This window comes from Corynebacterium sp. HMSC074A09 (genome assembly GCF_001811545.1).
Taxonomy (GTDB): Bacteria; Actinomycetota; Actinomycetes; order Mycobacteriales; family Mycobacteriaceae; genus Corynebacterium; species Corynebacterium hiratae.
The window spans coordinates 249,208-263,557 of record NZ_KV805153.1; the positions used below are offsets into that span (position 1 = coordinate 249,208).

Here is a 14,350-nt window from a genome sequence, read left to right on the forward strand (position 1 = left end):
GGGTGGGGAAGTGCCACGGCACCAACTGGAAGCAGTGTTTGTCCTCGCATCCAGCGCCACAGATCCCGGTAGAGGCCCAATTCATACTTGGCAAGGCGAAATCCAGGGTGCTTTTCTACACATCGCCAGACGCTAGTCACGTGAGCCTCCAGCCAAAGCCTCGAGTGCTACACCTTGCGCACCAGTCGTCGGCGCATCAGTCACGGTCAGCGAAGCGTTGCCAGGCAGCAGCGTTGGGTAGATTCCTTGCATCAACCCGTGTTCGCTCACGTTGCGCAGCTTCTCGACGATAAGCGCAACCCGACGATCACGCGGGGACAGCGAGCCAAGCTCTCGCCACAAAGTTTCAACTCTGCGGAGAACTGCACGGCAATCGTCGTCAGCGAGGTTCTTTCGAAGCTGTTCCCAGGTCGCTGATGTAGCGACGCCGGTAAGCGCCATGAGATCCCAGGAGTCCAATTCCAGCTGAAGCATTGCTGGGTCTTCGATAACTTCGCTCAAGGACTCTCGAATATCGTTGGGGGTTCCATGAGGTGCTGCGGCCAAAGCACGCAGCTTCTCACGTTGTCGCTGCAGACGCGCGATTCTTTCGTCCACGATGGCGAACGAGCGCTCGATAGCATCGGGAAAGGAGACATCAGCGACGGCAACGCCGGCGTCGATCAGCGCTCGCGCATGGACAACTGCGGCGAGATCAGAGATCGAGTAATCGCGATAGTTTCCACTGGTGCGGGCTGGTTCGGGAACCGCACCCGTCTCGTGCAAATGACGCACGGATCGCACTGAGCAACCAGCGACCGCGGCAACGTCGGAAATCTTCATAGGACCAAACTAAACCCTCACATTGTGTGAGGGTCAAGCGGTCAGTGGAGTGAACTAGTTGAAGGGGGCGTCATTCTTCATTGATCAACAACATTGAGAATCATTACCCCCGCGTGGGGGAGCATGTCTGCGCCCCGCTAAACGAACCTTCACTAGTGTTTGTGTTATCTGCGTCACGCATGAGTGGCCAAACTCAAAGAAGGGAAAGCCAATGAAAGTAGCTAAGTCTATTACGTCTCTTGTAGCGGCTATCGCGTTGACAACGCTCGCCGCGTGTTCACAATCTGACAGTGACGTCAGCGAGAAATCAGCAGTTGATACCACCCAAGCTGCAGCTGGAGGTGAGCAAACTTCCGAAGACACCAACGTAGATTCCGCCGCAACCTCAGAGTCTGCCGATAGCACTGACTCCGACGCAGAGTCCACTGCAGGATCAGACGATCAGGCCGGCTCAACAGGCGGCAGCTATGAAGCCACGGTCGATGGAAAGGCGATCGAGGTTGAAAACGAAACTATCCTATGCCAAGAGGCAGCTGGTTCGATGAACCTGACCGTAGCACCCGAAGGGGCTGGTACAGCCAGCATTACCGCCGTGCTTAGTACTGATGAAAACCTAACGGTCAAGGCTCTCGGAATGGTAGATGGGGAGGGTAACACGCTGGCATACGCCGAGAGCAGCCCGATGGGTTCCGCCACGGCATCGAAGGAAGGCGACACCTACACGATGTCGGGTGAAGGACTTTTGTCTAATGGGAGTAATCCAACCACCGGGGAAACGAAGCCATTCGAAGTGAAGATTACCTGCAGCTAATCGGGGGAGTTGAGGCGAATGGCCAACAAGTGCTGACCCTGTGGTGTACAGAGGTCAGCACTTGTTTGTTCACGTGATTATTGGGAAGGCGATGCAGACTTTCGTGCGCTGACTAGTTGCGGAAACCGTGCACCGGTGCCGGAATGAAGCCACCGCGGTTGATGAAGGTGGAGTTGCCCACCTGGTTGACCGGGATGACCGGAGCGTAGCCCAGAAGGCCGCCGAAGTTGACCTCGTCGCCAGCCTTGGTGCCAGGGGCAGGGATGACGCGCACGGCGGTCGTCTTATGGTTCATCACGCCAATGGCGGCTTCGTCCGCGATCATGCCGGCGATGGTCTCAGCAGAGGTATCACCCGGGATGGCGATCATGTCCAAGCCCACCGAGCAGATCGAGGTCATGGCCTCCAGCTTGTCGATGGAGATAGCACCGGTGCGCACCGCATCGATCATGCCCTTGTCCTCGGAAACCGGGATGAAGGAACCCGACAGCCCACCCACGCGGGAGCAGGCCATCATGCCGCCCTTCTTGACGGCGTCGTTAAGCAGTGCGAGCGCTGCCGTGGTGCCGTGCGTGCCCACTTGGTCGAGGCCCATGTGCTCCAGGATGTGCGCGACGGAGTCACCCAGCTCTGCGGTGGGAGCAAGGGAGAGGTCAATGATGCCGAACGGGACACCGAGGCGCTCCGAAGCCATTTCACCCACGAGCTGGCCGGCGCGCGTGACCTTGAAGGCTGCCTTCTTGACCTCTTCGGCGACCTCGTTGAGGGTGGCGCCCGCAAGGGAGCCGAGCGCGCGATCGACCACGCCCGGGCCCGATACACCGACGGAAACGACGCAGTCCGGTTCCTCAATGCCGTGGAAGGCACCGGCCATGAAGGGGTTATCGCCCACGGAGTTGGAGAAGATCACGAGCTTGGCGCAGCCGATGGCGCTGCGATCCTTGGTGAGCTCGGCAGCTTCCTTGATGATGCGTCCCATCTGTGCCGCGGCATTCATGTTGATGCCGGCGCGGGAGGAAGCGATATTCACCGAGGAGCAGACCAGGTTTGTCTCTGCCAGGGCTTCCGGGATGGAACGGATAAGCGCCTTTTCGGCGGTCGTTGCGCCCTTTTCGACGAGCGCGGAGTAGCCACCGACGAAGTCAACACCGGTCGCTGCGGCAGCGCGATCCAGCGCGCGGGCAACGTCCACGGGGTTTCCTTCGATACCGGCCACGATGAGCGCGATGGGGGTGACAGAGATGCGCTTGTTGACAATCGGGATGCCGAGCTCGGCCTCGATTCCCTCGCAAACCTCAACCAGGTGTGCGGCGCGGGATGTCACGAGGTCGTACACGGCCTCGGCGGTGGCTTCCATGGTGGGGCGTGTGCAGCCGAGCAGCGAAATGCCCATAGTGACGGTGCGGATATCGAGACGGTACTTCTCGATCATCTCGATGGTGTCGAGAATGCTGGCGGTATTGAAGCGGTTAAGCATGACTGGTTATCGTCCCTAAATCTCGTTCATTGCGGTGAACAGCGCTTCCGACTGCACGCGAATGGATTGCTTGATGGACTCACCGACGGTGTTCATCCGCTCCTGGAGCTGCTGGATGCTGACCTCGTTCTCATCGAATTCGACGCGCAAGATCATGGTGAAGTACTCAGACATGAGCGTCTGGGAGACGTCAACGATATTGACGTTAAGTTCTGCGAGGGCGGTGGACACGGCGGAGATAATGCCGGTGTTATCGACACCGGTAACAGTCATGATGGCGATCATGACTAGATTGTAGCCTGTACGTTTTTCCAGCTGCCCTGGGGTCCTGCAGTGAGATCAGATAGCGCGTACGGTGGCGCACATGACTGATACGACAACAACTGCACGCAAGAAGGTTTTGTACATCGGCGGCCACGGAAAGGTTGGGCTTTTGGCGGCGCCCAAGCTTGTCGACGCCAACCTCACCGTCCATTCCCTTATCCGTAGCCCCGACCAGGTCGCTGATATTGAAGCCCTAGGCGCCACCGCAGTGGTGCGCGATCTCACCGAGCTTTCTGTTGAGGACTGGGCAGAGCTTTTGGCTGACTATGACGTCGTCGTGTGGGGCGCTGGAAACGGTGGCCGCGCGGGTGCGGAAGTGACGTGGGCAGTCGACCGCGATGCGGCACTTGCCTCCATCGCTGGCTTGGAGAAGCTAGCGGAGGAGGGGAAGCACACCCCGGCCTACGTGATGATTTCCTACATCGGCGCTACGGAGAACACGACCGATCCTGCGGATGAGAAGTGGTACGCCTACGTGGAGTCCAAGAAGGCCGTAGACAATAAGCTCAATTTCACGGATCTTAACTACCTCATCCTGGGCCCTGCGGCCCTGACTGAAGAGCCTTCGCGTGGCATCACCGTGTTGGACAAGGATGCAGAGCGGACCGGAAAGCTGACCACTTCCCGGGAGCTTGTTGCCGAGGTTGTCGCTGAGGTTGCTCGCCGCGATAGCTTCCCGGCCTCGCCTCTGGAGTTCATCGATGGTGAAGGCAGCGTTAAGGACATCTAGGATGCAGGAGACGCCGCGGCGTTAAGGCCAGCACTTACTTGCTCGCGGGTCAGACCGTTGTGCAAGCTCGCCTGGCGAAAAGGTTTAGTAGCGAGGTGGGCGGCGATGTACCACCCCGTGGTGTGCTCGAAGGTGGCTTGGCTTTGGAAGCGCACCACGGCAATACCTTGCTCGCGGAAGGACCGGGGAGACGTGTGGGATTCAAACTCGTCGCTGATGATTTCTTGAACCGTGCCGTCGGGGAGGAAGAGGCGCACCTTGGCTTTGTAGTAGTACTCGGTGGGATCGGCATGCGGCACGTGCCGACCGGTCTGCCAGATCTCGCTGAGCAGAGCGGGATAGTACTCAATCCAGCCTTTTTCTGCGGCGGTGCCCAGTCGGCGTGCGCCCCACGTTGAACTGCGAATGGACCGAATCTGTCTACCTGCCGCGACCACGAGCACGAGGACAAAGACTGCGACGGCCAATCCCTGCCACCCCGAGCTGATGGACGTATCTTCGCCGATAATGGCTGATATCGCGATAGCGAGTAGCACTACCGCCACGATGAGCTTGGTCCGCAGGTTCTTCCATCCAGATGTGGATCGACCCGGCAATGGCCCAGCCGCTGCAATGGCGCGACCGACGGCAGCTGTCGTAGGAGAAGGGTTTGGCGAAGATACTTCCCTTAAGCTACGAGGAATGAGCCTTTCGGAGTATTCATGATCCGGAAAGTCGAAGGGGGCTATCGCTTGCTGAGGCATTGTGGTGGGCTCCTGAAGAAGGTGGGGCGTCCCGATGGCACGCTGTTGAGCGTTAACCTTTTACCCAGTTCTGCTCAGCAAAAGACAGCGCCGCCTCGATGTTCTTCTTGCGCAGACCATGCTGGAGTTCTAGTTGCGGTTTGTCCGAGTCGGCGCGGTATCCCACCACACTCCAGCCGTTATTGTGGTTGAAGTCAACGGTGGCGACGAGGGGACCGTCGGCGAGCAGCCGGCCGCGAAGCTTCAGCCAATTCGGGTTCGGAGCGACGAACTCCGCTGTCATGGCCTTTTTCAACGAGCCGTCTGGCTGCAAGATGAGTATCGGGGCGGTGTAATAGTAGTCGGTGTTGTCGTTGTAGTCGACGCGGCGCTTGTAGACGAGCTCCCCGATTAACGCAGGACGGTACTCAACCCACCCATTCGCCCAGGCGGTCCGCAACCTAGTTCTCCTTCCCCAGCGACCCCGCACGAGCATGACTCCGACAAAGATGAATACCATTGCGGCAAGCCCGTTGATAATGCTGGCTATTGGTATCCCGCCGTTCGTTCCGTCTGCGCCCGGAAATAGGACAAAGAGGAATAGCACATGGAACACTGTGAAGAATAGGGACATGACACCCATGGAGATGAAGATGAATCCAAAGATGATCGCGCCGAGATTGGCTTGGCCGATCGGTCGCCCGACACTATTGATAGCTTCGCGTATACCGCTGCGGTCCACGTTAGGGTTCGGCTGCTGATCATGCTCCTTTAACTCCTTAGGCGCGAGGGAGCCTGCGCTGACTGCATCAAATTTCAGCGGTGACCGAGGCAATTGAATAGAAGATTGCGTCATGGATCACAGTGTAAAGGGGTTAGAGCTGCCTTTCTCGTCGGTTCAACACCTAATGGGGAGTAGGACCCGTGTTGGGCGGCGGGCCAACCAATCGAACAGCGGCTTAGCGCGCCCAATGCTGTTCGGCGAAGTGGAGAACGGCATCAACTTGGCGGCCGGTGAGTCCATTGGAGAGTTCCGCCTCCGAGCTCGTTCCGTCGGTGCGGTAAGCAGCGACGGTCCAGCCATTATTGTTCGCAGTATCCACGGTAGCGATCCGGGAGCCCTCTGCCAGTGCAGCGCCACGTGATCTCAACCAGTTCGGGTTGTTTGCGCGGAACTCACCGGACATGGCCTTCGCCAGTGCGCCGTCTGGTTGAAGGATCATGAGCGGCGCGGAGTAATAGAAATAGGTCCGTTCACGATCATCGGGACCTTCGGTTTTGCTGCGCAGGTAAACCAACTCACCGATGAGAGCGGGACGGTATTCTACCCAGCCATTGCGCCACGCGGTGCGCAAACGCCGAGCTTGACCGATCTCCTTGAGGATGTTCCACAGGCTCACAGCGAGAAAGGTCGCGCTGAGGAAACACAAAATGATAGGGATTAACGAAAATATGCCGATGTCAGAGAAGCTGAATCGCGGAGGACCAAAATCACCAGCGAAGAAAGAGATCGACATCTTGCACATAAATAGTCCAACTAGACCTATGATGACCCAGACTGCCAGGTCGCTGAGCTTCAGGCGCCCAGGCTGGGGCCCAGCCTCCTCGATGACCTCGCGGATCCCTGAATTATCCATTCGGGGGTTCGGCTGAGCATCGTGGGCACGCTGTTCTTTCGGGGCAAGCCGGGGTGTGGCGTTCAGACTAATTCCACACTGCGTCCGCGGAAGCTGTAGGGGAGTATGGTCCATGCGCCACAGTGTAGCGTCAACCACACTCCGGCACTGAGTGTTAAGCGCTTAGTGATCGGCGTGTGGGCCACGAATCGATTGCTCTACTAAGGACAACACCTGTTCTAGATTCTTCGTGTCCCCGAGGGCCAGGCGGTTGATAAAACCGTCCATGAAGGTCTCCAGATAAGTTACGAGGGTATCGATGGAGACGTCGTCGCGCAGCCGGCCCTTCTCAGCGTTTGATTCCAAGCGCGCGCGAACCGCCTTATCCAAAACCTGCTGCTCTTCATGCCACCGAGCAGCGAAGGAGGGATCGGTGCGCAACATCGAGGTCACCGCGAGTCTGGTGGCGAGCCAATCGTGGCGCTCTGGGTGACGCAACATCTCGCTCATTACCTCAACGAGACCGTTGTTTGCTACAACCTCGGCTTCGCGGGCCGCGTCTTCCCGGGCCAGGGCCAAAAAGAGAGACTCTTTATCGCCGAAGTGGTGAAAGATAGCCCCGCGCGATTTGCCCGTGGCTTCTTCGAGGCGTCGAACCGTGGCACCTTCATAGCCGTGCTCAGCGAAGCATCTGCGTGCACCGACCAGAATGTCATGGCGGCGGCGGTTCAGTTCGGAGTCGCTCATAATCGGCATGGTTGGGGAAAGCTCCTTAAAGCACGGCTGGGGGTAGACAGGTGACAGAAGTATGAGGGGATGAGGGGGAGAGAAGCAGAAAGGCCAGCCAGCACTCGATGTTGCTAGCTGGCCTATCCGCCTAACTATGCAGGCCGCACCGTATCCGGGGAACCTGCATGGTGGGCAAGGGTGGTTTAGGCCTTGACCATCTGGCGCAGAACGAACTGCAGGATGCCGCCGTGGCGGTAGTAGTCGGCCTCACCAGGCGTGTCGATGCGAACCTTGGCATCAAACTCAACGGTCTCGCCGGATTCCTTGGTGGCGGTTACGTGAACCGACTTCGGAATGCCGCCCTCGTTGAGAGCCTCAATACCTTCGATGTCAAAGGTTTCGGTGCCGTCCAAGCCGAGGGACTCGTGGGACTCGCCCTCCGGGAACTGCAGCGGAATAACGCCCATACCAATGAGGTTCGAGCGGTGGATGCGCTCGAAGGACTCAGTGATGACAGCCTTCACGCCAAGTAGGTTGGTGCCCTTAGCAGCCCAGTCACGGGAGGAACCGGTGCCGTACTCCTTACCTGCCAGGACAACCAGCGGGATATCGGCTGCCTTGTAGCTCTCGCAGGCGTCGAAGATGAAGGCCTGCGGTGCGCCCTCCTGGGTGAAGTCGCGGGTGTAGCCACCGGCGACGTCGACCAGCTGGTTCTGGAGGCGGATGTTAGCGAACGTACCGCGCATCATGACCTCGTGGTTACCACGACGGGAACCCAGGGAGTTGTAGTCCTGGCGCTCCACACCGTTGGCATCGAGGTACTGAGCGGCCGGGGTACCCGGCTTAATGGAGGAGGCCGGGGAGATGTGGTCGGTGGTCACGGAGTCACCGAGCTTTGCAAGGACGCGAGCGCCCTTGATGTCCTGAACGGGCTCCGGCTCAGTCGGCATGCCATCGAAGTACGGTGCCTTGCGGATGTAGGTGGAGTCTTCGTTCCACTTGAAAGTCTCACCCTCCGGGACATCCAGGCTGCGCCATGCGTCGTCGCCCTTGAACACGTCGGCGTAGTCAGCCTCGTAGAGCTCGCGGGAGATGGCCTGCTGGATGGTGTCCTCGATCTCCTGCGGAGAAGGCCAGATGTCCTTGAGGAAGACATCGTTGCCATCCTGATCCTGGCCCAGCGGCTGGGTCTCGAAATCGAAGTCCATGGTGCCCGCAATAGCGTAGGCAATGACCATGATGGGGGAAGCCAAGTAGTTCATCTTGACGTCCGGGGAAATACGGCCCTCGAAGTTACGGTTACCGGAAAGCACCGCGGTAGCAGCCAGATCATGCTCGTTGATGGCGTTGGAGATCTCCTCCGGCAGCGGGCCGGAGTTACCGATACAGGTGGTGCAGCCGAAGCCGGAGAGGTAGAAGCCCAGGGCCTCTAGATCCTTCCAGAGGTCTGCGCGCTGGAAGTAACCATCCACAACCTGGGAACCCGGAGCACAAATGGTCTTAACCCACGGCTTGGACTTCAGGCCCTTTTCAGCAGCCTTACGTGCGATAAGACCAGCGCCGACCATAACGGACGGGTTGGAGGTGTTGGTGCAGGAGGTGATGGAAGCGATGGCAACCATACCGTGGTCCAGCGTGTACTCACCGCCGTTCGGGGAGGTGACGGTCACCGGGTTGGACTGGCGGCCGGAGCCGCCCTTGGCAGCGGACTCACCCTCGCCTGCGCGGGATTTGTTCAGGCCACCGGTCACGTCAACGAGGGAGTTCTCGTCGCCGCCCTCGGCGGTCATGCGCTTGGCCTCAACGGTGGACTCGTCGGCAACAACCTCGCCGGAAGCGTAGGTCGGCAGATCCTTACGGAACTGCTCCTTGGCCTCGGAGAGGAGGATGCGGTCCTGCGGGCGCTTCGGGCCAGCGATGGACGGCTTCACGGTGGACAGGTCCAGCTCGAGGTACTCGGAGTACTCTGCCTCCGGAGCATCCTGCTCCAGCCACATACCCTGTGCCTTGGCGTATGCCTCGACGCGGTCGATCTGCTCCTGTGGGCGACCGGTGAGCTCGAGGTACTTGATGGTCTCCTCGTCGATCGGGAAGATCGCAGCGGTGGAGCCGAACTCGGGGGACATGTTACCGATGGTGGCGCGGTTGGCCAGCGGCACAGCCTTCACGCCGTTGCCGTAGAACTCAACGAACTTCTGAACCACGCCGTGCTGACGCAGCATCTCGGTGATGGTCAGAACCACGTCGGTAGCGGTCACGCCGGTCGGAATCTCGCCGGTGAGCTTGAAGCCCACAACGCGCGGGATCAGCATGGACACCGGCTGGCCCAGCATCGCTGCCTCTGCCTCGATGCCGCCAACGCCCCAGCCCAGGATGCCCAGGCCGTTCTCCATGGTGGTGTGGGAGTCGGTACCAATGCAGGTATCCGGGTATGCGAGACCGTCGTTGTCGAAGACCACGCGGGAGAGGTACTCAATGTTGACCTGGTGGACAATACCGGTTCCCGGGGGGACAACGCGGAAGTTGGAGAAGTTCTCAGCACCCCAGCGCAGGAACTGGTAGCGCTCCTGGTTGCGCTCGTACTCGATCTCCACGTTCTTCTCGAGGGCTTCAGTAGAGCCGAAGGCTTCGACGATGACGGAGTGGTCAATAACCATCTCGGCCGGGTTGAGCGGGTTCACCTGGTCCGGCTTGCCACCGAGTGCGGTGATAGCCTCACGCATGGTTGCGAGGTCCACCACGCAAGGGACGCCAGTGAAGTCCTGCATGAGAACGCGGGCCGGGGTGAACTGAATCTCAGTATCCGGCTCAGCGGACGGATCCCAATTGGCCAAAGCGTTGATGTGATCCTTGGTTACGTTCTTACCGTCCTCGTAGCGCAGCTGGTTCTCAGCCAGAACCTTGAGGGAGTACGGAAGCTTCTCCAGGCCCTCGACTGCGTTGATGTCAAAGTAGTCATAAGACTTACCGTTGACCTCAAGAGTCTTCTTGGCGCCGAAGGAGTTCAGGCTTTCAGTCATAAGGAGCTCCATTCCTTGCTTTTCGCTTGTGGGTTATCGAACACTTGTCGAGGGTTCGTCGAACTATCCGACTAGCACTGACCTTTCAGGAGGCCAAGCGTGTCGACGATCTTTGAACACGCATGTTCTCTAATACATTGTAGATGTAAGAACCCTCGGTCGACACCACTATAACAGTACGCGCGTTCTGTTTCATCCATTTCGGGGGTAGCGGCGCGTCGCGAAGCTTGCCCGGGTCCGGCGGTTTAGGCTCGACCACGAATCTGGGGAACCGAAGCGCTACAAGATAACGAGGAGTGGCAAATGATCCCGGCGGACGTAAATGTAGACGATATTGCCGCACAGCTGTCAGCCGACGGCGTTGCCTTCTCTAATCCGGAGCTGGCGCTTGACGACGACCTCCAGGCCCACATCTCAGCCTCATTACAACCCGGACACGGTATCGCAGTGGTTGACGTCTTCCCGGAGAAGATTCCGGATCTCCGCGACTTAGCGACAACCCTCCAGCGACAGACAGGGCTAGACACTGTCATCTTGCAGGCGCCCATGAAGGTCTCCGCGGTGAGCAATTCTTATGACCGCGCAACCTTGGAGGCGGCCGAAGATGCGTTGCCAACCGGTCTCGATCAGGTCACGCTGCTCAATGATTTCTATGCCACCGCTGACCATTTTTCGGCACCATGGGGAATCATTCTGGGGCTCCTTTTCTGCCTCGCTTCGGCCGTCGGATGGATAGCCTTCCGCGCGTCTGCTCGGCACAATTTGATCGCCGAAAAATAGGCGGAATAACTACGGCGCGCACTTCGCTACTCGTTGGGGCTTGACGGCAGGGGGAGTGGGGAAGTGACAAAAGTCAACCACTATCCCTTTACTTTCGAAGCGGGGGAGTGGTTGGCGTCGCGCGCCGAACGACAAGGCATCCACTACTGAGAGGCATGCCGGGCCGTGAAATTTCACCAAGGGTCACGTGGTCCCGTTGGAATTTCGTGCCCCAGGCCGCCATGAAGGGCGAATGTAGCGATCCGGAGCAACCACGAGAGCGGTCGGTGAGACAAGCCTCAAGGCGTGACACCGTACATTCACTGCCAGGTAGCCCCGAAAGCAGACCTTACAAGTAGGCGTTACTCGAACGTGATAAACATCACAATCACACCTTGGTAACAAAGTCATTGCAGGTTAGGTGCTCCTGTCATGCCCTGTGCCCGCACGTGGCTGATGTGAAAATTGAGGAAAGTGTGCGAGATGGAGTGTCGGTGACGTATGGTTCACGTATCGACTCACGGGTTGACTATTGCTCCATACGTTCATGGACCAAGCCTTGACTCTCAATTGATTTGTCGCACGGGTATGTGGGGAAGCACGCCACGAGCGAAGGGAACAGTTGGGGTTCACCGCCTGGTGGATGAACGTCGTGTCACTGCTGACGCGAGTAGCGGAACAGTTTGCCCGAGGCAGTCGGTACCAGTGTTCAACTTTTAAAAATCGAAACACCTACCTTCCGAGTGGAAGAGGCTTCACACACTTCATTGTGCGCGTCTTTGTAGCGGGCAAGAAGCGGCCGTATGCTCTTCCGGTTTCCGGTTGGGTGCCAGCCATGGAGGCGGGCACTCGTGCCATGTGGGCGCGAGTTGCTGCTTTCACGAGCGCGGCGTCCAGCGAGGAGGAACCGTGAGAGACGTGGCCCTCAGCCAGAGGTGTGCCCCTTCGTCGTCGGATCGCGGCTAGTCCTAGGCGTACTCGCTATCGAGCGAGGGACGCTCTGCAACTGGAAGATTGGGACGGCGGTCTGATGAGACGTTGGTGTACACACAGCGCCTGCGCAGTACCTTTAGTGTCTCCGTTGTTGGCAGAACACAGTGCCCTTTAGGGGCACGAACGCAGGAATACTCCTGCCTGCGCCAGGACGTACATGCCTCGTTCGACCACTCTTGTTCGCGTATCCATCTCCGCTTCATCAGCCTCGAAGGCGTAACTCTAGGAAGCGCACGGCTTTCCTTAGGCACGCATGCAACCTTTCAGCTTCGAAGTGGTGGGGGAGGCGACGCTCCCCGCAGTACCTACTCGCTATTGGCGAAGAAGCATCCTCAAGTCCCGGCGGCGTTTTCTGCTGCCGCATCCGGCTTCGCCCAGCCATGAGGAAGTACTTTAAGGATGCACAACTACATGGGTAGGTGTCTAGGAGATAACTCTCGTGGCCACCACATCATCTTTCGGCTTCCGGCGCTTCAAAGCAGCCTTCGCTGCTATTGCGACCACTGCAGCCTTATCTACTGCCTCCTCGCTCACTCCTGCAGTGGCGGCGGAACCTGAGCAGCTCAACATCGACTCCCTGCTATCCTCCGATAATCCGTCCATCGCTGACCTCGCCGGCGCAATCGCGCAGATCGAGGAACGTATCGCTCAGGCCGAAGCAGCCATCGGTATCCAACGCGAATCTGTGAACCGGGCGCTCGTCGATCTCAACGACGCTCGGACCAAGGCGGCCCAGGCACGCCAGGGGACCACGACGGCGCGCGAGCAACTCGACGCCGCGCAGGCGGATGTCGCGGATGCGCAAGCAAAGTTGGACGAGGTCTCACGTTCGGCCTACCGCCGCGCCAATACCTCCGACACCGTTGCTCATGCAGCAGGTAAAGACGCCCGCTCGGATATGCTCGAGCGCCAGTCCTATCTACGATCGCAATCCGATAAGCAACAGGCGGTGTTGCGTGACTTGGAAAAGCAGCGGACGGAAAAGGCCAATAAGGAATCTCAGCTTCGCAAGACCCAGCAGCTTGCTGAGGAGCGCGCGGACCGGGCCGCTGATGCCGAGACCGCAGCACGCGATCAGCTCACCGCCTCCGAAGCCTCCATCAAGGATTCGGCGTCCGAACGCGATGATCTTCTCTCACAACTCTCCGCTCTCCATAAGGCCCTCAATCAGGCTAAGGGGCTTGACAGCGATGAAGAGTCAACCCCTGAGACTAGTCTGGAGGTCAATGATGGGCCGTTGACTTCGGAGGTGCAGAGCGATACGCAGGACATTACCGAGACCGCTGACGACGCCGACGAGCCCACGGTAGCCCCGTCCGAGCCCGCCAGCACAACGACTGCCGCCGAGTCCACGACCGACGCACCGGCTGGCCCTTCGGCCTCTGAAGCCAAGACTCCTACGCTCCAAGCGCAGCGGTCGACCCCTACGGTCTCTGCGGAGGAAATGAAGGAACTTTCAAGCGCTGCAGACGCGGTTGCTTCGGATCCAAACGTGCAGGAGCTGTCTTCTACTCGCGCAACGGGCTCTGAGAAGAAGGAGACGGGGCTGCCCCGAGGCGGCAGCTCTTTTGATCCGGGTGACATCGATCCTGAGACGGTTGCCCTCGGCATCGGCGTAGTTGGAACCGTCGCCTCGATGGTGGCGGCGTCCCAGCCTAACCACAACAACAGCTTGACCCAGGACGAGATCGACGCACTGGTGCAGGGCTCTTTGAAGCTCTTTGCCCTTCAGGGCGAAGGGGAGAGCACGGGATCTACGGCGGCGGGATCCACCGAGACGTCGACAAGTGATTCGGCATCCACGACCACGTCCACTGAGGACGAGGATTCTCTTGCCTCCGATCTGTCCGGCGTCCTAGAAGAGCTTGATACCACCGACAGCGTGACCAAGGAGGCATCGGCAACGCTGGGCGACGCCTCCCGCGAAGCAAAGATCGAGACCGTGATTGAGCGTGCCACCTCCCAGGTCGGTGTTCCGTATGCGTGGGGCGGCGGTGACGCAAATGGCCCTACCAAGGGCATCCGTGATGGAGGCGTTGCAGACTCCCACGGTGACTACAACAAGGTTGGTTTCGACTGCTCGGGTCTGGTTCTGTATGCCTTCGCCGGCGTGGGTATTTCCTTACCGCACTACACCGGTTACCAGTACCAGAAGGGAACGAAGATTTCCCCGAGCGAAATGGAGCGCGGCGACCTTATCTTCTATGGCCCTAGCGGCAGCCAGCACGTGGCGATCTATCTTGGTGATGGCACCATGGTTGAAGCCCCACAATCAGGTCAAAACGTGAGTATCACCCCCGTACGCCAAGGCGGCATGGCCCCCTATGCCGTGCGCCTGATCTAGGAG

At 59.0% G+C, this 14,350-nt stretch carries 12 protein-coding genes; 4 read left to right on the plus strand and 8 right to left on the minus strand.

The genetic code is table 11. The features are described 5' to 3' along the window. Nucleotides 1-132: 132 nt before the first annotated feature. Complete coding sequence (locus HMPREF2807_RS08370) at nt 133-822, minus strand: MerR family transcriptional regulator (RefSeq protein ID WP_046649123.1); 690 nt, start codon at nt 820-822, stop codon at nt 133-135. A gap of 211 nt (nt 823-1,033) precedes the next feature. On the opposite strand from HMPREF2807_RS08370, the gene HMPREF2807_RS08375 reads away from it, so the two are divergent. Then, nucleotides 1,034-1,633: a lipoprotein LpqH gene (locus HMPREF2807_RS08375; protein ID WP_049157422.1), complete on the plus strand. Its 600-nt coding sequence runs from the start codon at nt 1,034-1,036 to the stop codon at nt 1,631-1,633. A gap of 112 nt (nt 1,634-1,745) precedes the next feature. Here HMPREF2807_RS08375 and HMPREF2807_RS08380 read toward each other — a convergent pair whose 3' ends face one another. Together HMPREF2807_RS08380 and HMPREF2807_RS08385 are read right to left on the minus strand one after the other, a co-directional pair. Next, entirely contained in the window at nt 1,746-3,110 is a 1,365-nt protein-coding gene (locus tag HMPREF2807_RS08380) for a PFL family protein (protein ID WP_070511789.1), read from the minus strand. Between the two features lie 15 nt (nt 3,111-3,125). After that, nucleotides 3,126-3,395, minus strand: coding sequence for an ACT domain-containing protein (locus HMPREF2807_RS08385; protein ID WP_010186707.1), 270 nt, complete (start codon nt 3,393-3,395; stop codon nt 3,126-3,128). 79 nt (nt 3,396-3,474) lie between these two features. Here HMPREF2807_RS08385 and HMPREF2807_RS08390 point away from each other — a divergent pair, with 79 nt between their 5' ends. Next, nucleotides 3,475-4,164: an SDR family oxidoreductase gene (locus HMPREF2807_RS08390; RefSeq protein WP_070511792.1), complete on the plus strand. Its 690-nt coding sequence runs from the start codon at nt 3,475-3,477 to the stop codon at nt 4,162-4,164. On the opposite strand, the gene HMPREF2807_RS08395 is transcribed toward HMPREF2807_RS08390, so the two are convergent. From HMPREF2807_RS08395 to acnA, 5 genes are all read right to left on the minus strand, one after another. Beyond that, nucleotides 4,161-4,907 carry a hypothetical protein gene (locus HMPREF2807_RS08395; protein WP_046649126.1) on the minus strand — a complete coding sequence of 249 codons (747 nt, stop codon included), beginning with the start codon at nt 4,905-4,907 and terminating at the stop codon, nt 4,161-4,163. The genes HMPREF2807_RS08390 and HMPREF2807_RS08395 overlap by 4 nt on opposite strands. Nucleotides 4,908-4,959: 52 nt before the next feature. After that, the gene (locus HMPREF2807_RS08400; protein WP_046649127.1) at nt 4,960-5,742 is read right to left on the minus strand and encodes a hypothetical protein; all 783 of its coding nucleotides are present in this window, start codon (nt 5,740-5,742) and stop codon (nt 4,960-4,962) included. Nucleotides 5,743-5,845: 103 nt separating this feature from the next. Beyond that, entirely contained in the window at nt 5,846-6,637 is a 792-nt protein-coding gene (locus HMPREF2807_RS08405) for a hypothetical protein (protein ID WP_070511796.1), read from the minus strand. A gap of 48 nt (nt 6,638-6,685) precedes the next feature. Further along, nucleotides 6,686-7,258: a TetR/AcrR family transcriptional regulator gene (locus HMPREF2807_RS08410; protein WP_049157671.1), complete on the minus strand. Its 573-nt coding sequence runs from the start codon at nt 7,256-7,258 to the stop codon at nt 6,686-6,688. 176 nt (nt 7,259-7,434) lie between these two features. Further along, complete coding sequence (acnA, locus tag HMPREF2807_RS08415) at nt 7,435-10,251, minus strand: aconitate hydratase AcnA (protein ID WP_232751648.1); 2,817 nt, start codon at nt 10,249-10,251, stop codon at nt 7,435-7,437. A 303-nt stretch (nt 10,252-10,554) separates the two neighbouring features. Here acnA and HMPREF2807_RS08420 point away from each other — a divergent pair, with 303 nt between their 5' ends. After that, entirely contained in the window at nt 10,555-11,031 is a 477-nt protein-coding gene (locus HMPREF2807_RS08420; protein ID WP_070511802.1) for an Rv1476 family membrane protein, read from the plus strand. Nucleotides 11,032-12,442: 1,411 nt separating this feature from the next. Continuing rightward, nucleotides 12,443-14,347, plus strand: coding sequence for a DIP1281 family NlpC/P60 protein (locus HMPREF2807_RS08425; RefSeq protein ID WP_070511807.1), 1,905 nt, complete (start codon nt 12,443-12,445; stop codon nt 14,345-14,347). Nucleotides 14,348-14,350: the final 3 nt, after the last annotated feature.

Excerpts from the sequence above, each read along its gene's own strand:
- HMPREF2807_RS08385 (WP_010186707.1), bottom strand. The coding sequence starts at position 3,395 with ATGATCGCCATCATGACTGTTACCGGTGTCGATAACACCGGCATTATC.
- HMPREF2807_RS08390 (WP_070511792.1), top strand. The coding sequence starts at position 3,475 with ATGACTGATACGACAACAACTGCACGCAAGAAGGTTTTGTACATCGGC.
- HMPREF2807_RS08405 (WP_070511796.1), bottom strand. The coding sequence starts at position 6,637 with ATGGACCATACTCCCCTACAGCTTCCGCGGACGCAGTGTGGAATTAGT.
- acnA (WP_232751648.1), bottom strand. The coding sequence starts at position 10,251 with ATGACTGAAAGCCTGAACTCCTTCGGCGCCAAGAAGACTCTTGAGGTC.
- HMPREF2807_RS08420 (WP_070511802.1), top strand. The coding sequence starts at position 10,555 with ATGATCCCGGCGGACGTAAATGTAGACGATATTGCCGCACAGCTGTCA.
- HMPREF2807_RS08400 (WP_046649127.1), bottom strand. The coding sequence starts at position 5,742 with ATGACGCAATCTTCTATTCAATTGCCTCGGTCACCGCTGAAATTTGAT.
- HMPREF2807_RS08395 (WP_046649126.1), bottom strand. The coding sequence starts at position 4,907 with ATGCCTCAGCAAGCGATAGCCCCCTTCGACTTTCCGGATCATGAATAC.
- HMPREF2807_RS08370 (WP_046649123.1), bottom strand. The coding sequence starts at position 822 with ATGAAGATTTCCGACGTTGCCGCGGTCGCTGGTTGCTCAGTGCGATCC.
- HMPREF2807_RS08375 (WP_049157422.1), top strand. The coding sequence starts at position 1,034 with ATGAAAGTAGCTAAGTCTATTACGTCTCTTGTAGCGGCTATCGCGTTG.
- HMPREF2807_RS08380 (WP_070511789.1), bottom strand. The coding sequence starts at position 3,110 with ATGCTTAACCGCTTCAATACCGCCAGCATTCTCGACACCATCGAGATG.
- HMPREF2807_RS08410 (WP_049157671.1), bottom strand. The coding sequence starts at position 7,258 with ATGCCGATTATGAGCGACTCCGAACTGAACCGCCGCCGCCATGACATT.